At 59.9% G+C, this 18,198-nt stretch carries 15 protein-coding genes; 5 read left to right on the top strand and 10 right to left on the bottom strand.

Translation table 11 applies throughout. From position 1 onward, the window contains the following. Window positions 1-156 precede the first annotated feature (156 nt). From cobG to ACA064_RS28030, 5 genes are all read left to right on the top strand, one after another. A complete protein-coding gene (cobG, locus tag ACA064_RS28050; RefSeq protein WP_497671026.1) occupies window positions 157-1,491 on the top strand; it encodes a precorrin-3B synthase in 1,335 nt (444 codons plus the stop codon). Beyond that, on the top strand, window positions 1,484-2,110 hold the full coding sequence (locus ACA064_RS28045) for a precorrin-8X methylmutase (protein ID WP_419116965.1): 627 nt from the start codon (window positions 1,484-1,486) through the stop codon (window positions 2,108-2,110). The genes cobG and ACA064_RS28045 overlap by 8 nt, the downstream gene beginning before the upstream one ends. Continuing rightward, window positions 2,110-2,841, top strand: a complete 732-nt coding sequence (locus tag ACA064_RS28040; protein WP_497674348.1) for a precorrin-2 C(20)-methyltransferase — start codon at window positions 2,110-2,112, stop codon at window positions 2,839-2,841. The genes ACA064_RS28045 and ACA064_RS28040 overlap by 1 nt, the downstream gene beginning before the upstream one ends. Beyond that, the gene (cobJ, locus tag ACA064_RS28035; protein ID WP_497671025.1) at window positions 2,841-4,541 is read left to right on the top strand and encodes a precorrin-3B C(17)-methyltransferase; all 1,701 of its coding nucleotides are present in this window, start codon (window positions 2,841-2,843) and stop codon (window positions 4,539-4,541) included. The genes ACA064_RS28040 and cobJ overlap by 1 nt, the downstream gene beginning before the upstream one ends. A gap of 227 nt (window positions 4,542-4,768) precedes the next feature. Then, window positions 4,769-5,590 (top strand): hypothetical protein, encoded by an 822-nt coding sequence (locus ACA064_RS28030; RefSeq protein ID WP_497671024.1) that lies wholly within the window; start codon window positions 4,769-4,771, stop codon window positions 5,588-5,590. 90 nt (window positions 5,591-5,680) lie between these two features. Here the strand turns inward: ACA064_RS28030 and ACA064_RS28025 are convergent, their stop codons facing one another. The 10 genes from ACA064_RS28025 to accB all read right to left on the bottom strand — a co-directional run bounded on the left by ACA064_RS28025 (window position 5,681) and on the right by accB (window position 18,176). Then, on the bottom strand, window positions 5,681-6,277 hold the full coding sequence (locus ACA064_RS28025) for a MarC family protein (protein ID WP_497671023.1): 597 nt from the start codon (window positions 6,275-6,277) through the stop codon (window positions 5,681-5,683). A gap of 64 nt (window positions 6,278-6,341) precedes the next feature. Further along, window positions 6,342-9,119, bottom strand: a complete 2,778-nt coding sequence (locus ACA064_RS28020; RefSeq protein ID WP_497671022.1) for a hybrid sensor histidine kinase/response regulator — start codon at window positions 9,117-9,119, stop codon at window positions 6,342-6,344. 99 nt (window positions 9,120-9,218) lie between these two features. Beyond that, window positions 9,219-10,514: a phosphoribosylamine--glycine ligase gene (gene purD / locus ACA064_RS28015; protein ID WP_497671021.1), complete on the bottom strand. Its 1,296-nt coding sequence runs from the start codon at window positions 10,512-10,514 to the stop codon at window positions 9,219-9,221. Between the two features lie 153 nt (window positions 10,515-10,667). Next, on the bottom strand, window positions 10,668-12,275 hold the full coding sequence (purH, locus tag ACA064_RS28010; RefSeq protein WP_497671020.1) for a bifunctional phosphoribosylaminoimidazolecarboxamide formyltransferase/IMP cyclohydrolase: 1,608 nt from the start codon (window positions 12,273-12,275) through the stop codon (window positions 10,668-10,670). Between the two features lie 81 nt (window positions 12,276-12,356). Continuing rightward, entirely contained in the window at window positions 12,357-12,677 is a 321-nt protein-coding gene (gene fis / locus ACA064_RS28005) for a DNA-binding transcriptional regulator Fis (RefSeq protein WP_007921650.1), read from the bottom strand. Next, complete coding sequence (dusB, locus tag ACA064_RS28000; protein WP_497671019.1) at window positions 12,674-13,687, bottom strand: tRNA dihydrouridine synthase DusB; 1,014 nt, start codon at window positions 13,685-13,687, stop codon at window positions 12,674-12,676. Before dusB ends, fis begins: the two co-directional genes overlap by 4 nt. Window positions 13,688-13,882: 195 nt before the next feature. Then, a complete protein-coding gene (locus ACA064_RS27995) occupies window positions 13,883-15,112 on the bottom strand; it encodes a DUF3426 domain-containing protein (RefSeq protein WP_497671018.1) in 1,230 nt (409 codons plus the stop codon). A gap of 30 nt (window positions 15,113-15,142) precedes the next feature. After that, the gene (gene prmA, locus ACA064_RS27990; protein WP_497671017.1) at window positions 15,143-16,021 is read right to left on the bottom strand and encodes a 50S ribosomal protein L11 methyltransferase; all 879 of its coding nucleotides are present in this window, start codon (window positions 16,019-16,021) and stop codon (window positions 15,143-15,145) included. Between the two features lie 314 nt (window positions 16,022-16,335). Then, window positions 16,336-17,697, bottom strand: coding sequence for an acetyl-CoA carboxylase biotin carboxylase subunit (gene accC, locus ACA064_RS27985; protein WP_497671016.1), 1,362 nt, complete (start codon window positions 17,695-17,697; stop codon window positions 16,336-16,338). A gap of 17 nt (window positions 17,698-17,714) precedes the next feature. Then, complete coding sequence (gene accB, locus ACA064_RS27980; protein WP_497671015.1) at window positions 17,715-18,176, bottom strand: acetyl-CoA carboxylase biotin carboxyl carrier protein; 462 nt, start codon at window positions 18,174-18,176, stop codon at window positions 17,715-17,717. Window positions 18,177-18,198: the final 22 nt, after the last annotated feature.

Here is an 18,198-nt window from a genome sequence, read left to right as displayed (position 1 = left end):
TGGTTTCGACGTCAAGCATTCACCACTAGCCGATCGGCCAATAATGCATGCTATGAAGAACCGGGTCATTCTGACCGGCAGCCTTTTCATCACGATGGCCAAAGCAGGCATAATACGTCGCCTTCGATAGCGAAGGGCTTCTTCACAGGCTGAGTCTTGAACACACCACTGCCTTCAAATACGCTCATAACGAGCCTGCGTCCCTCTGCTTGTCCGGGGTTATTACGTATCGTCCAGGCTTTGGACGGCGGTATCTGCCGGATTAAATTGGCCGGCGGCTCGATCAGCGCTGCGCAAGCCTGCGCGGTGGCCGACGCGGCCGAGCGTTACGCCAGTGGCGTGATCGAGGCAACCAACCGCGCCAATCTGCAGATTCGCGGGATTGGCAGCGAACAGTCGGCGCTGATCGACAGCCTGCTCGCCACTGGACTCGGTCCGACCACTGCGGCTGGTGACGATGTGCGCAATCTGATGCTCAGCCCCAGCGCAGGGATCGACCGGCACCTGCTGATTAACACTCGACCGCTCGCCGAGCAGATCCTCGGCACTCTGCAAAATCACCCACGCTTCCACGACCTTTCGGCCAAATTCGCCGTGCAACTGGATGGTGGTGAGGCGCTGGCGATGCTCGAACATCCCCATGACCTGTGGCTGTCGGCGCTGGAATTGAACGGTGAATTGCTGCTGGCCTTCGGTTTGGCCGGCTGTCCGACAGACCCGCCATTGGCCGCCGTGACGTTGGCAGAGGGGCATGCACTGGTGGTCGCGGTGCTGGAGTTGTTTCTTGAACTGGCACGCCCGGATCAAACGCGCATGCGCCATCTATTGGCGGAACTACCGGTGGATAACTTTTTGCAGTCGTTGGCCGAGCGCGTGCCTCTAGTCGCAATCTGTGATTGGCAGCGCTCACAGGCACCGAAACTATTGCATATAGGCACTTATCCACAGCGTGAAACCGATCTGGTTTATGTCGGCGCCGCCACCCCCTTGGGTCGTCTCGATCCAGTGATGCTGCGCAGCGTGGCGCAACTGGCCAACGAACTTGGCGACGGCTGCCTGCGTTTTACCCCTTGGCAAAGCCTGTTGCTGCCCAATATCCGTCTACAAGATGCTCCGAGCGTGACGCAACGCCTGCAACACCTTGGCTTGCTGTGTTCGCTCGAGCAGGCCCTGGCGCAGTTGCTCGCCTGCACCGGCTCAAGCGGCTGCGGCAAAGGCCTGGCCGACACCAAGGGTGATGCACTGCAACTGGCCGCGCTGCTGCAGCGTCAGGGTAATGCCCTGAGTGTGCATCTGTCTGGCTGCCAGCGATCCTGCGCCGCCGCGCACAGTGCGCCAGTCACCTTGCTGGCCGTTGGCCCCGGTCTTTACGACCTCTATTTTCGCGATGCAGGGCAGCCGGGTTTCGGCACCCTGCACGCGCGCAACCTCACAATTGAAGCGGTTGGCGCATTGCTTGACGCCCGCCCACGGAGCCACCTTGATGCTTGATTACATCCGCGACGGTCAGGAGATCTATCGCAACTCCTTCGCGATCATTCGTGCCGAGGCTCGTCTCGACCGAATTCCTGCCGATCTGGAAAAGCTTGCGGTGCGGGTAATCCACGCCTGCGGCATGGTCGACGCGATCGACGGGCTGCAATTCTCGCCTGGAGCGGGCAAGGCCGGGCGCGATGCGCTGGCGGCCGGCGCACCGATTCTCTGCGATGCACGAATGGTCTCCGAGGGCGTGACCCGCGCGCGTTTGCCCGCCAACAATCAGGTGATCTGCACCCTGCGCGACGAGAGCGTGCCGGACCTGGCGCGGGAGTTGGGCAACACTCGCTCGGCCGCTGCACTGGAGCTGTGGCGCCCGCATCTGGAGGGCAGCGTGGTGGTGATCGGCAATGCGCCGACCGCGCTGTTCTACCTGTTGGAAATGCTCGACGCCGGCGCACCGAAACCCGCACTGATTCTCGGCTTTCCGGTGGGCTTCGTCGGTGCCGCCGAGTCCAAGGCGATGCTCGCTGCCGACAGTCGTGGCGTGCCCTTTGTGATCATGCAAGGCCGGTTGGGCGGTAGTGCCATGGCCGCAGCCGCCGTCAACGCCCTCGCCACGGAGATTGAATGATGCAGCAACCTGGACGTTTGATTGGCCTGGGCGTCGGCCCGGGTGATCCGGAACTGATTACTGTCAAAGCCCTGCGCCTGCTGCGCGAATCGCCGGTGGTGGCGTACTTTGTCGCCAAGGGCAAAAAGGGCAATGCGTTCGGCATTATCGAAGCCCATCTGCAAGACGCGCAAACCTTGATGCCGCTGGTGTACCCCGTGACCACTGAAGCACTGCCGGCACCGTTGTCCTACGAGCAAGTGATCAGCGATTTCTATGACGGCGCCAGCGAAGATATCGCCGGGCATTTGAATGCCGGCCGAAATGTAGCAGTGATCTGTGAGGGCGACCCGTTCTTCTACGGTTCCTATATGTACCTGCATGACCGTCTGGCCGAACGCTATGAAGCCGAAGTAATACCGGGCGTGTGCTCGATGCTCGGCGGCGCTTCGGTGCTGGGGGCGCCGCTGGTGTATCGCAATCAGAGCCTGTCGGTGTTGTCCGGCGTGCTGCCTGCCGAAGACCTCAAGCGCCGTCTGGCCGATGCTGACGCAGCGGTGATAATGAAACTGGGGCGCAACTTCCCCAAGGTTCGCCAGGTCCTGGAAGAACTCGGGCTGGCGCATCGGGCGCTGTATGTCGAGCGTGCGACCATGGCCAACCAGAAGATCGTGCCGCTGGATCAAGTCGAACCCATGTCCTCGCCGTACTTCTCGCTGATCATCGTTCCCGGTGAAAGGTGGCAAGGTTGATGACTCGTTCTGCCCCGGCCATTGTCATTCTGGGCAATGGCAGCCTCGCCACGGCGCGCAAGATCCAGCAGCTGTACCCGGACGCATTGATCCACGGCCTGGCCGAACGGGTTGAAGGCGCCGACCGCAGCTATCACGAGTTCGGTGCGACCCTGCGCCAGCTCTATCAGCAGGACTCACCGATCATAGCCTTGTGCGCTGCCGGGATTGTGATCCGGACCCTGGCTCCGCTGCTGCTGGAAAAAGGCGCGGAACCCGCGGTATTGGCTGTCGCTGAAGACGGTAGTGCGGTGGTGCCGTTACTCGGGGGCTTGAGCGGGGTTAATGTCCTGGCTCGGGAAATTGGTGCCGGATTGGGCGTCGCTCCCGCCATCACCACCAGCGGTGAACTGCGCTTCGGCACCTGCTTGCTCAATCCTCCGAGTGGCTATGCCTTGGGCGATCTGGAGCTGGGCAAACGCTTTGTCTCGGACTTGCTCGCTGGCGAAAGCGTGCGTATTGAAGGCGCAGCCCCCTGGCTGGCTGGCGCACAGTTAGCGGAAGATCAACAAGCGCGGTTGGCGATCCATGTCGGCTGTGCCGAGCGTGAGCCTGTGGCCAATGAGCTGCTGATCTATCCGCGCAGTGTGCTGGTGGCGGTGAGTGCCAGTGTGGCGGACCTTGCGCCAGCGATCCGCGCGGCCTTGCACGAAGCAAAGATCGCCATCCAATCGATCGCGTGCCTGTTGGCGGCCGACACGGAAATGGCCAGCCCTCGGTTGCGTGAAGCTGCGCTCGAGTTGGGTGTGCCTCTGCGTTTCGCGGCCGCTGCCGCGAATGTCAGCGAGCTGGCGCAACACGCAGTGCCGCAATTGTTGCCACCGCTGTGTGTGGGCGATGGCATTGCCATTAGCGTCGCCCAACAGCCGCTGGACCCTTTGCAGATCGGTCGCCCGCGTGGCCGCCTGGCAGTGATCGGCCTGGGCCCTGGCGCTGCTGAATTGATGGTCCCGGCGGTGAAAGCTGAACTGGCTAAAGCCAACGATGTGCTTGGCTACGAAACCTACGTGCGCATGGCCGGGCCGTTCCGTGCCGATCAAATACTGCACTGCACCGACAACCGCGAAGAAATGCAGCGTGCCCGACATGCCTTCAAATTGGCCGCCCAAGGGCGTTCGGTCGTTGTCGTTTCGTCCGGTGACCCTGGCGTGTTCGCCATGGCCGCGGCGGTACTTGAAGCGTTGCACGAGTCGACGGAGCCGAGTTGGCACAACGTCGACCTGGAAATCCTCCCGGGCGTTTCCGCCTCCCTGGCCACCGCGGCTCAGGCCGGTGCCCCACTGGGCCACGACTTCTGCGTGCTGTCGCTGTCGGACAACCTCAAGCCTTGGGACATCATCGAGAAGCGACTGGACCTGGCTTGCCAAGCTGACCTGGCGCTGGCCTTTTACAACCCGATCTCCCGTTCGCGGCCGTGGCAGTTGGGTCGAGCCCTGGAAATCGTCGCGCAGCACCGCACGCCGGAAACGCCGGTGGTATTGGGGCGAGATATTGGCCGTCCCGGGCAGACCTTGCGGGTGACCACGCTTGGGCTTTTGACCCCGGACCAGGTGGATATGCGCACCATGGTGCTCATAGGCTCTTCCACTACGTGCGTGTTTCCTCGTGCCGAGGGTGGTGAATGGGTATATACGCCGCGTTGGTATGGTCTGAAACCCTAGTCCTCTGTGTGGCTGGTTCTGATAGCCAACTTCTGGCATCCGGATTTGAATTGACGAACTGGCCGTGCAGACCGCTTGAGCATGACAGTGGCAGGTGCAAAGCCGCTCTGCTTGTCTTGCCATGAACATATATTGAATTTAATTCGAGTTTGAGTGCGGCAGAAAACAGCGCTAATTTTATTCTTGAGTCCAGATGGGCTTGCCGCTATCTAAAAAGGAATTTGGAAATGAAAGATATTATGGTTCCAACGTTCAGTGTTGCTGAACGCGTTGCATTTGTCGAAGCGTGCATCAGTAAAGAACGGGCCTTGCGTAAAGCCTCGGGTTACGTACAAGGGAGAGGTTTTTCAACTGAGCAAGTAATAGGTTCTGACGCATTGAATGCGGCTATATTAGGCGCCGACATAGTCGGTTTTGCCGAGGGTATATCCAAGGAGAATATGCGGATCTTCAAGAACTGCCACAAGTTCGCATCGCACAAGTCCGAACGCGAGTTCCCAAAGCTGGGTCAGGGAAAACAGCGATACAAACGGTACCTGGAGGCGATGGAGGCAGTTGGCTGGACGGTGTATCACCATGCTTATACAAACTACAAGAAGGAGAGTGTTCGGGTAACGATGGATAATATTGTTCTAAATATCCTCGATACCGCCTTGTCGGCGGTAGTCAGCAAAATACCTGGCGTGGCGGCACTCAACGCAGTGGCCAGTACTACCCTGGCCGAGTTGAAAAAAAACCCCGAAGCGTTAAGGCTATTTGAATCCTCGTCGAAAGAACCCGAGGGGGTCAAGTTCACCGTTTTACCCTGCGGGCAGACGGTTCATGGAGATATCATGGCCTCAGTGGCCTCTGTCGATATTTTAGGCAGTCAACCTAAAGGCGGAGTTCTATTTATCGATTGGGATGTTTCGCAGCAGAATACGTTTAACGGCGAGGGAGCCATGGTTTATGACCCTGGGGAATATGATGAGGTCAAAGATCTTGTGATGGAATATTTGAGTCTGTTCAAGAGAGAAATGTTAGAAAAAGAGTTTGGCAAGCGCATCTAAGTATTCAAGAAAAACTGGAGACGTTGCGTCTCCGGTTTCAGGACCGTACAGGTCGGTAGACATGTGGTGCAGGCTTGGGTATAGGCTCTCCTAGGGGACTAAATAACCCCTCACCCCGGTAAAAATAATCTGCGCCGCCAGTGCACACACGAACAACCCCATCAACCGGCTGACAATCTGCAGACCCTGATCGCCAAGAATGCGTTCGATGCGGTTCGACAGATAGAGCACCACGCCGACGGTAAGGCTGGCCAGAGCGATACTGAGGATGGCGGTGAGTTTGTCGTCCCAGTGTGGCTGGCTGACGCCCATGACCAGAAGGGCACCGATAGTCCCGGGGCCGACGGTCAGGGGAATGGTCAGCGGGACAATGGTCACGTCCTGCTGCACGTTATCGGTCTGCACCGCCAGCTTGCCTTGAGCCATGCCCAATGCCGAGATGAACAGCACGCTCCCGGCGCCGATGCGAAAGGCGTCCACCGTGATGCCGAATACGCTGAAAATCACCCGTCCGAACAGATATAGCAAGACGCTGGAGACCAGAGTCGCGAGGGCGACTTTCCAGGCCAGGCGCCGACGCTCCTTGCTGGAATAACCGCGGGTCAGGCTGATGAAGCAGGACAGGACGAAGAACGGGCTATAGAGCACCAGCATCTTCAGGTAAACGCTGAACAGCACGTGGAGCATGGTTGGAGCTCGCAACGAAGGGAGGGCGATGGGGAGTCTATCAGGCGTTGCGCAGTCTGTCGGCTCAGGAGGTTTGAACAGCCAGCTGATTCTGCAAATCCCGTTGGGCAACCCAGTGTTCGATCAACTCGCGCAGTTGCGATAGCTCGACCGGTTTGGCCATGTGCCCGTCCATGCCGGCCTGACGCGCGCGCTCCTTGTGTTCGGTGAGGATGTGCGCGGTGAGCGCTACCACCGGAGTGCGCATGCGCTGGTTGCCGACTTCCCAGGCGCGCAGTTGCTGAGTGGCGGAAAAACCGTCGAGGATTGGCATTTCACAATCCATCAGCACCAGATCGTAACGCTGGGCTTTCATCGCCTGCAGGGCTTCTTCGCCGTTGCTGGCGGTGTCCGGTTGCAGATTGAGCTTGCCGAGCATGCCGCGAATCACTTTGGTCGAGATGCTGTTGTCTTCGGCGACCAGGATGCGGAAATCGCTGGGCACCTTGACCGATACAGGCACACCCGATGGCAGGTGATAGGGCACGACCAGGCCTTTGTTGCGTCGGGTCAGTTCGTCAGCCAGGGTGGTCTTGAGGGTGTAGCCGGCAACCGGTTTGGCCAGGATGCGCTTGACTCCCGAATTGCGCGCGATGATCTTGCTCGGCGCATTGCTGATGCCGGTGAGCATGATCAGCAGGATGTCGTGGTTCAGGCTTGGGTCTTCCTTGATCTTCGCCGCCAATTGCATGCCGGTCATGCCGGGCATGTTCTGGTCGAGTAGAACCACGTCGAAGTAGTCGCGCAGGTGCGCTTTGGTCCGCAGCAGGGCCAGCGCTTCCTTGCCGGAAGGCACGGCACTGACATTCAGGCCCCAGGCGCTGCATTGCTGCACCAGGACTTTGCGGCAGGTGTCGTTGTCATCCACCACCAGTACTCGGGCACCTTGCAGCGGGCCATCGAGGTCTGAGGTCGGATGTTCCAGGCGTTCCGGATCCAGCGGCAAGGTCAGCCACAGGGTGCTGCCGCTGTTGTTACCGCTTTTGATTCCGAATTCACCGTGCATCAGCAGGATCAGCTGGCGGGCGATGACCAGCCCCAGATTGCCACCCAGGCGCGTCGCCGAGAGGAAATTCTTGCTGTGCAGTTCGGCGTGCAGCAGGGCATCGCGTTCGCTGGCGTCCATCGGTATGCCGCTGTCCTGGACGGCGATGCGTAGCCGCGGTTTGGCGCTGCGTTCGTCAAGGGCGACGACGATCAGGATTTCGCCTTCGTCGGTTTTCTTCAGGGCATTTTCCAGCAGGCTCAGCAATGTCTGGCGCAGGCGAGTAGGGTCGCCGCTGATCACCCGTGGTACTTGCGGCTGAATAAAACTGATCAGTTCGACATTCTGCTGCTCGGCCTTGGCCCGGAAAATACTCAGGCAGTCTTCGATCAGGGCGTTGAGGTCGAACTGCACATCATCCAGCTCGATTTGCCCGGACTCGAGCTTGGAGATGTCGAGAATCTCGTTGATCAAGGTCAGCAATTCGTTGCCGGCGCTGTGGATGGTTTGCACGTAGTCCCGCTGTTTGACTGACAAGGGGGTGCCCAGCAGCAACTCGGTCATGCCCAGCACACCATTCATCGGGGTGCGGATCTCGTGGCTGATCTTCGCCAGGAACTCGGCCTTGGCGTTGATCTCGGCGTTGCTGGCTGCCAGGTCGCAGCTGACGCTGAAGCGGTTTTCGGTGATGCTGCGCTGACGTTCGCCCAAGGCAATACTCATCAACAGGCCGCTGAGGCAGATGAACCCGAGCAGCGTCATGATCAGACCTTGCGGCGCCACCAGGGTCAGTCCAAGCAGTGCTGGCAGAATGATCAGGGTACCGATGTTGAAGATCACCATGGCGACCACGAACAGTCGAGCGGGGCGATAGCCTTTTTGCCAGTGGTAAGCGGCGACGAACAGCATGCTCAGGCCGGCGAGCGCCACCAGTGCGTAGGTAATGATGTTCAGCGGCAGGGTGTCGACAAACAGCAGCAACAGGCTGCACAAGGTGGTCAGCAGAATATCGCCCAGCAACAGCCGGTTCAGCGGATGGGGGCCCAGTGGAGCGAAGAATCGGTAGGCGAACATCAGGCCGCAAGGTGCTGTCAGCAGCAAGGCCAGATAGGCGCCAGGGGTTTGCAGGGCGTGCCAGTCCGGCAGCCAGGGGCCAGGCAGATTCAACAGCAGGAGCAGGCTGAGCAGCAACAGGCCTTCGCAGGCGGCCAGCCATATGCAGCTTCTGGAGCGGGTGTAGGCGTAGCGCGTCAGATTATGCAGGATCAGCATAGCCAGGCAGCCGAACAGCAAGCCATAGATCAATGTCTGGCCTTGATCTGCCGCAGTCATGACCGCCGATTGCAAGGTGATGTAAGGACGTAGCTGGTGCTCGGAAACCAGCCGCACATACACCTCAAGGGCATTTGGGCTTTGCGGCAGCGCCAGCATGAAGTCGCTGCTCGGCAACGGCCTCTGGGATTGGGGCTGATCGTTACCGGTGTTCAATTGCTCGATCAACTTGTCGTCGTCGAGCACGTATAGATTCAGTTGAGCCAGATCTGGCGCGAAAATGCGCAGCAGTTGCTCGTGTTTGCCCGGCTGGAGTTTGAAGCGCAGCCATAAGGCGCAATCGGGCTCGGCGGCGGTCAGCTGGTTCAGGTCGATCGGGCTGAATTGATTGGTGTAGCGGGCAGAGCGGATGTCGCTCAATTGCAAGTCGGCCGTTTCGTCGAGCAATACCGCCCAGCCACTGCCTTGCGCGGCCTGGGCCGGTAGCAAACAGAGCAGAGTCAGCAGGCTGACGGTAAGACCTATGGCAATCCTGAGCCAGCGCACGGCGAAATCCCTTCGTAGGTTGATGCCAGATTACAACTATGCGCGGGGCTGGAACAGCACGGCAAGGGTCCGGGACCCTTGCCTGGCCGAACGGATAGCTTATTCCAGATTTTCGCCACGCTCGCGGGCAATGGCACGGTAGCCAATGTCCTTGCGGTAGAAGCAGCCTTGCCAATCGATTTTAGCCGCCAATTGGTAAGCCTGCTGTTGAGCCGCATCGACACTTTGGCCCAGCGCGGTGGCGCAGAGCACTCGGCCGCCAGCGGTAACCACCTGACCGTCTTTCAATGCAGTGCCAGCGTGAAAGACTTTGCCTTCCAGTGCGGCCGCTGCATCCAGACCTTCAATGACCGCGCCTTTGGCGTAATCACCAGGATAGCCACCGGCTGCCAGCACGATGCCTACGCTTGGGCGCGGATCCCATTGCGCTTCGACCTTGTCCAGGGCCTGGGCCAGGGCAGCTTCGATCAGCAATACCAGGCTCGACTGCAGGCGCAGCATCACCGGTTGGGTTTCCGGGTCACCGAAGCGGCAGTTGAACTCGATGACTTTCGGATTGCCGGCCTTGTCGATCATCAGACCGGCGTAGAGGAAACCGGTGTAGACATTGCCTTCCTCGGCCATACCGCGCACGGTCGGCCAGATCACCAGATCCATTACGCGCTGATGCACCTCGGCGGTGACCACCGGGGCAGGGGAGTAGGCACCCATGCCGCCCGTGTTCGGGCCGGTGTCGCCGTCGCCGACGCGTTTGTGGTCCTGGCTGGTGGCCATGGGCAGAACATTCTTGCCATCGACCATGACGATGAAGCTGGCTTCTTCGCCGTCGAGGAACTCCTCGATCACCACCCGGGAACCGGCTTCGCCGAACGCATTGCCGGCGAGCATGTCGCGCACGGCGTCTTCGGCTTCGGTCAGGGTCATGGCGACGATCACGCCTTTACCAGCGGCCAGGCCGTCGGCCTTGATCACGATGGGGGCGCCTTTTTCACGCAAGTAAGCCAGGGCCGGCTCGATCTCGGTGAAGTTCTGGTAGTCGGCCGTCGGGATCTTGTGGCGAGCCAGGAAGTCCTTGGTGAACGCCTTGGAACCTTCCAGCTGGGCGGCGCCGGAGGTCGGACCGAAGCAATCCAGGCCGCGGGAGCGGAACAGATCGACGACGCCGGCCACCAGTGGCACTTCCGGACCGACGATGGTCAGGGAAACGTTCTTCTCGGCGAAGTCGGCCAGCTGCTCAAGGGCCAGCACGTCGATAGCGACGTTCTCGCACTTGGCTTCAATGGCGGTGCCGGCGTTGCCCGGAGCGACAAATACTTTTTCGACACGCGGATCCTGAGCCACTTTCCAGGCCAGGGCGTGTTCACGGCCACCGCTGCCAATGATCAAAACATTCATTTCAAAAACCTCGATGACGCTGAATTCTGTGGAAGCGCTGAATGCCCTCGTAGGAGCTGCCGAAGGCTGCGATCTTTTGATCTTGATCTTCAATCGGTGTCGAACCCGAAAAGATCGCAGCCTGCGGCAGCTCCTACAGGGGGAACTGCGTTATCAGTGACGGAAGTGGCGCATGCCAGTAAAGACCATGGCGATGCCGGCCTCGTCTGCAGCGGCAATTACTTCATTGTCACGCATCGAGCCGCCTGGCTGGATCACCGCAGTGATGCCGACCTTGGCTGCGTTGTCGATGCCGTCGCGGAACGGGAAGAACGCGTCGGAGGCCATGACTGCACCCTGCACCTGCAGGCCGGCGTGTTCAGCCTTGATCGCGGCGATGCGCGCGGAGTTGACGCGGCTCATCTGGCCGGCGCCGACGCCGATGGTCTGGCGGTTTTTGGCGTAGACAATGGCGTTGGACTTGACGTACTTGGCGACTTTCCAGGCGAAGATCAGGTCGTTGATCTCCTGCTCGGTCGGAGCGCGTTTGGTCACCACTTTCAGGTCTTCGCTGCCGATCATGCCAATGTCGCGGCTCTGAACCAGCAAGCCGCCGTTGACGCGTTTGTAGTCCCAGGCTGCGGCGCGATCGGCCGACCATTGGCCGCAGGCCAGCAGGCGTACGTTGGCTTTGGCAGCCACGATGGCACGGGCTTCTTCGGTGACGCTTGGCGCGATGATCACTTCGACGAACTGACGCTCGACGATGGCTTTGGCGGTTTCAGCATCCAGTTCGCGGTTGAAGGCGATGATGCCGCCGAACGCCGATTCGGTATCAGTGGCGTAGGCCAGTTCGTAAGCCTGACGGATGCCGCCTTCGGCGTCCGGGCTGACGGCAACGCCGCACGGGTTGGCGTGCTTGACGATGACGCAGGCCGGTTTGACGAAGCTCTTCACGCATTCCAGCGCGGCGTCGGTGTCGGCCACGTTGTTGTACGACAGCTCTTTGCCTTGCAGCTGGGTCGCGGTGGCGATACCGACTTCGGCAGGTTTGGCTTCAACGTAGAATGCCGCGCTCTGGTGCGGGTTCTCGCCGTAACGCATTTCCTGAGCCTTGATGAACTGGCTGTTGAAGGTGCGCGGGAACTGGCTGCGAGCTTCGGTGCTGAGGGTTTCAGCGGTCTGGTTCACGGTGCCGAAGTAATTGGCGATCATGCCGTCGTAGGCGGCCGTGTGTTCGAAGGCCTTGAGCATCAGGTCGAAGCGCTGAGCGTAAGTCAGGCCGCCGGCCTTGAGGCTTTCCAGGACGCTGGCGTAGTCGCTGGCGTTGACCACGATGGCCACGTCTTTGTGGTTCTTGGCCGCGGAGCGAACCATGGTCGGGCCGCCGATATCGATGTTCTCGATAGCGGTCGGCAGGTCGCAACCTGGCTTGGAAATGGTGGCTTCGAAGGGGTAGAGGTTGACCGCTACCAAGTCGATCGGCTTGATGCCGTGTTCATTCATGATGGCGTCGTCGATACCGCGACGACCGAGAATCCCGCCGTGGATTTTCGGGTGCAGGGTCTTGACCCGACCGTCCATCATTTCTGCGAAGCCGGTGTAGTCCGCGACTTCCACTGCGGCCACGCCGTTGTCCTGCAGCAGCTTGAAGGTCCCGCCGGTGGAAAGGATCTCGACGCCCAGAGCTGAAAGCTCCTTGGCGAACTCGAGAATCCCGGTCTTGTCGGAAACGCTGATCAAGGCGCGGCGGATCGGCAGGCGGGTAGTCTGGTCGGTCATTTCAATTTCCATCAAAAGCAAATGAGTCAGCAAAAAAGGCGACCGGTTTTACACGGACGCCTTTCTGGTTTGATTGAATGCTTACAGCAGATCGTACTGCTTGAGTTTCTTGCGCAAGGTGCCGCGGTTCAGACCGAGCAGCTCACTGGCCTTGGTCTGGTTACCCTTGACGTAGTTCATCACGCTTTCGAGCAATGGCGCCTCGACTTCGGACAGCACAAGGTTGTACACGTCCGTGACGGCAGCGCCCTCAAGGTGGGCGAAATAATTGTGCAGCGCTTTCTCGACACTCCCGCGAAGGGTCTGACCCTCTTCGCTCGGTGTATTGAGGTGCTGTTTCAAATTCACATTGTCGCTCACGGGTGCTGTTCCACTCACTAAAGTCTCGGTCATCATCGTCATGCGGCCACCCCTTCTCCGTCCCCTGTCACCAGGCTCTTGTAGCGTTCGGCAAAGAACTCACGAACGTTGGCGCACTGTGCTTCCGTTTCATCCAAACGATTGAACTGGGCGCGAAACTCCCTGGCGCCCGGCAGGGTTGCGAGATACCAGCCCACATGCTTGCGAGCAATGCGTACGCCCATGACATCCCCATAGAAGGCATGCAGCGCGGCCAGATGCTCCAGCAGAATACGTTCCACCTCGAACAGCTCCGGTGCCGGGAGTGTTTCGCCGGTACGCAGAAAGTGCTCGATCTCACGAAAAATCCATGGTCGCCCCTGGGCAGCCCGGCCAATCAACAGACCATCGGCGCCGGTCGCTTGCAGCACGTACCGGGCTTTCTCGGCCGAGTCGATATCGCCGTTGGCGAAGACCGGAATCGACACCGCCTGCTTGATTGCGGCAATGGTGTCGTACTCGGCTTCACCGGTGTACAGATCGGCACGGGTCCGGCCATGGACCGCCAGCGCGGTGATACCTGCCTGCTCGGCGATCTTCGCCACCGTCAGGCCGTTCTTGTTCGACCGGTCCCAGCCGGTGCGTATTTTCAAGGTGACCGGCACATCGACTGCCGCCACGACGGCATGCAGGATCTCGCTCACCAGGTCTTCGTCTTTCAGCAACGCGGAACCGGCAGCCTTGTTGCAGACTTTTTTCGCCGGACAACCCATGTTGATATCAATAATTTGTGCGCCCAGCTCGACGTTGGCGCGGGCTGCATCCGCCAGCATCTGTGCATCACCGCCGGCGATCTGTACCGAGCGCGGCTCGGGATCACCTTCGTGGATCATGCGCAGACGCGATTTGCGGCTGTTCCACAAGCTCATGTCGCTGGTGACCATTTCCGAGACTACAAGGCCTGCGCCCAACCGTTTGCACAGCTGACGAAAGGGCTGGTCAGTGACCCCCGCCATAGGGGCGAGAATCAAGCCGTTGGGCAATGTATATGGACCGATGCGTACCGCCGACATAGGACTTCCCTGGTGTGGGGCCGGATCATTAGAGTTCGAAAAAGGGTTGGCATGATACCCGCTCTCGATGACCGGATAAAGGCTGAATTGGATAAAATCTGAACAGTTATTCTGTTATCGCCAGCAGTTTGGTTCGAGACGAGGAAGTCAGAAAAACGCCGTCAATCCAAAGCCGCGGCGCTTGACTGAAGCGTTTCACTCGGGCGAATGAAAGCTCAGGCTGTAATTAACGGCTTTAGGACCGGGGTCGAGGATGTCCAGGGCGATATGGATTGGTGTTTGTGATGGCATTTCCGCCAGGCCTTCAAGATCGCCGCTGAGGTACTCGCTCGGCTTGAAGCGCCGACTGGCGATCAGTTGCCCATTGATATCGGCAAAGCGCAGTTCCAGCAGCGGGAAGGGTTGAGAGAACGGTGCGCGATTGTAGATGATCGCATCGACTATCAGTGCGCCGCTGAAGTTCGGGTGGCTGCGTACCACCAGGTTGCTGCTCTTTATACGGGCAATGTCGACCTTGGACGGCACCGCGCAGCCGATTTCCGGGCACAGTTGCTGGAACCACGGGCGGTACTGGTCCTGGCGGGCCAGTTCCTCGAAGTGATAGGCAATGTATTGACCGGCCAAAGCGGCGGCGGCGAGAAGAATCAGCAGTCCCCAGAGAATGCGTCGACCCCAGGGGGAACGGCGCTTTTGCCAATCAAGGTGCACCGGTTCGTCGATCAGGTCCTGTAGCACTTCGTCATGCAGGCCTGGCTCGTTGCGTCCGCGCTTCTTGCGCGCAGGCTCGGGTTCCAGCAGATCTTCGTCAGCGACATCCGTCGCGCTCAGGCGCTCGAAATGTTCTGGCGTTGGCGGCTCCTGCTCCAGGCGTATCACTGGTGCCTCGGGCTCGTCCCGCAGATCGTCAAGCTCGAAGGACAGTGAGGGTTCGGTACGGCTGGGGCTGTCCGGCTCGACGATCGGGGCTATCGGCTGGCTGTCTGTATTGGCCAGAGGCTCAATAGGTTCGAGCACTTCCGCGCGTTCCGCCGTCGGTTCGCTGAACAGGCTGCCAGTCCACTGTTCTTCCTCGCCGCCGGTGATTTCCCGGCGTGCGCTCAGCGACTCTGCTCTGGGCTTGCGTTCCTGGCCGAGGTCCATGATCGGCTGGATTTCCCGCTGTTCGAGCCTGGCGAGTTCTTCGTCGAGGTCGTCCAGGTCGAGTTCGGCGGCCGTCCACTGCTTCTGGCTGATCGCCCGGGGCGCGGCGGGCAATGGCGCGGCGGGTTCCTTGCCAGCGCCTTGCTCCAGCAACTGGCGTGCGGCGTTGAACACCTGCAGACATGAGCCGCAACGAACCACTCCGCGGGCCACGCTTAATTGGGCGTGGTTCACGCGAAAGCTGGTTTGGCAATGCGGGCACTGGGTGACGAAGCTGTCGGTCATGCGGCAATCCGGATTATGCAGGCGTCCATTCTAGCGCCGACGGCCGGTGATGCGCACCCAACCTTCGCGATTTGCAATCGGGTCCAGCTCGAAGTCCTGGGCGTAAGCCGCTGCGACCTCATCGCCTTGCTCGGCGAGAATGCCCGACAGTGCCAGGCGCCCGCCGGGCTTGACCAGGCTGGACAGTTGCGGGGCCAGTGAAACCAGCGGACCGGCGAGGATATTGGCGACCAGTACGTCGGCCTGAACCTGCGGCAAATCTTGCGGCAGATACAGCGGGAACAGCTCTTCGGCGATGTTGTTGCGCCCGGCATTGTCGCGGGAAGCTTCCAGCGCCTGCACGTCGATGTCGGTGCCGACCGCTTCTTTGGCACCCAGCAGCAAGGCGGCAATCGCCAGGATCCCCGAGCCGCAACCGAAGTCCAGCACGTTGCACCCCTTCAGGTCCTGGCCGTCGAGCCATTCCAGGCACAGGGCCGTGGTCGGGTGAGTGCCAGTACCGAACGCCAGCCCCGGATCGAGCAGCAGGTTGACGGCGTCCGGCTCCGGCGCGGCGTGCCAGCTTGGAACGATCCACAGACGCTGGCCGAAGCGCATTGGCTGGAAGTTGTCCATCCAGCTGCGTTCCCAGTCCTGGTCTTCGATGATTTCGCTGTGATGCTCAGGCAGTGGGCCGCCGGCCAGCAGCTCCATATGGGCCAGCACGCTGGCGGCTTCGGTGCCGTCTTCGAACAGCGCCAATAGATGGGTGTGGGACCACAGCGGAGTGGTGTTGAGCTCCGGCTCGAAGATCGGCTGATCCTCTGCGTCCATGAACGTCACCGAAACGGCGCCGACTTCCAGGAAAGCGTCTTCGTAGGTTTCGGCTTGTTCTGGGCTGATGGCGAGACGGACTTGCAGCCAAGGCATGGCGGGCACCTTTGAAAAATATTGATTGCAACCTGGTGGGCTGCTGGAAGCCCGCCAGTTTACGCGAGCGCGGAGCTTTTGTGGGGGTGGGCAAGGGCTCTTGTAGGAGCGAGCTTGCTCGCGATGGGCTCCAGGGCGGCGCGTTTATTCAGAAAGCACGCGTTATCGTTAACGACCATCGCGAGCAAGCTCGCTCCCACAGGGGCATTGGGGCAAGCCCGCTCCCACAGGGAATGTGTATTCCTGCAGATTGAATGAAACCTTCAGAAACAACAAAGCCGCTCGAGAGCGGCCTTGTTGGTCTGGATCACATCTTAATGCTGGGCAGCCAGCTTGTGTTCCAGGTAGTGGATGTTCACGCCACCTTCGCAGAAGCCTTCATCACGGACCAGGTCGCGGTGCAGCGGGATATTGGTCTTGATCCCGTCGACAACGATTTCATCCAGCGCATTGCGCATGCGCGCCAGGGCTTCTTCACGGGTTGCACCGTAAGTGATCAGTTTGCCGATCAACGAATCGTAGTTCGGCGGTACTGCGTAGCCACTGTACAGGTGCGAATCAACACGCACGCCATTGCCGCCCGGGGCATGGAAATGCTTGACCGTGCCAGGGCTTGGCATGAAGGTTTTCGGGTCTTCGGCATTGATCCGGCATTCCAGCGCGTGACCACGAATGACTACGTCATCCTGTGTGAACGACAGCTTGTTGCCGGCGGCGATGCTGAGCATCTCCTTGACGATATCGATCCCTGTGACCATTTCCGATACCGGGTGTTCTACCTGAACTCGAGTGTTCATTTCGATGAAGTAGAACGCGCCGTTCTCGTAAAGGAACTCAAAGGTGCCCGCGCCGCGGTAGTTGATGTCGATGCAGGCCTTGACGCAGCGTGCGAGGACTTCCTGGCGTGCTTTCTCGTCGATGCCCGGTGCCGGGGCTTCTTCGAGAACCTTCTGGTGGCGACGTTGCAGTGAGCAATCGCGGTCACCCAGATGGATGGCATGACCCTGGCCATCGGAAAGCACCTGGATTTCCACATGACGTGGGTTGGTCAGGAACTTTTCCAGATAGACCATCGGGTTGCCGAACGCTGCGCCAGCTTCGGAGCGGGTCAGTTTCGCCGAGGAGATCAGGTCTTCTTCTGTGTGCACAACGCGCATGCCACGACCACCACCGCCGCCAGCGGCTTTGATGATCACTGGGTAACCGACTTCGCGACCAATGCGCAGAGCGGTTTCTTCGTCTTCAGGCAGTGGGCCGTCGGAACCCGGAACGGTTGGAACCCCGGCAGCGATCATGGCGTGCTTGGCGGAAACCTTGTCGCCCATCAGGCGGATGGTTTCGGCTTTCGGGCCGATGAAGGCGAAGCCGGATTTCTCGACCTGTTCGGCGAAATCGGCGTTTTCCGCGAGGAAACCGTAGCCTGGGTGAATGGCGGTGGCGCCAGTCACTTCAGCGGCCGCGATGATCGCCGGGATGTGCAGGTAAGACTTTGCGGCGGATGCCGGACCGATGCAGACGGATTCGTCCGCCAGGCCCAGGTGCATCAGCTCTTTGTCGGCCGTGGAATAAACGGCGACGGTCTTGATGCCCATCTCTTTACAGGCGCGCAGGATCCGCAGGGCAATTTCACCGCGGTTGGCGATCAGGACTTTTTCCAACTTCGCAGGTTTCAACATCGTTGGCTCTCCGCGGTTCAAACGATGGTGAACAGCGGTTGGTCGTACTCAACCGGCTGGCCGTCTTCAGCGAGGATGGATTCGATCACTCCGCTGGTTTCAGCTTCGATGTGGTTCATCATCTTCATGGCTTCGACGATGCACAGGGTGTCGCCTTTCTTCACGCTCTGCCCGACTTCAACGAAGGACGGCGAGCCAGGGGAAGATTTGCGGTAGAACGTACCTACCATCGGCGAGCGGGCAACGGTGCCATTGAGCACTGGAGCAGCCGGTGCGGCAGGTGCTGCGGCAACCGGTGCGGCGGCTGCGACAGGCGCGGCAGCCGGAGCGGGCATAGGAGCAGGCGCGTAGTATTGCTGAGCCGGGGTTTTGCTGTGGCGGCTGATCCGTACGGACTCTTCGCCTTCCTTGATCTCGAGCTCGTCGATGCCGGATTCTTCCAGCAGTTCGATCAGTTTCTTAACTTTACGGATATCCATGAATCATCAACTCCCAAGGGTC

The organism is Pseudomonas sp. LBUM1658 (assembly GCF_059716055.1).
This window is presented reverse-complemented; position numbering and strand designations above follow the sequence as displayed.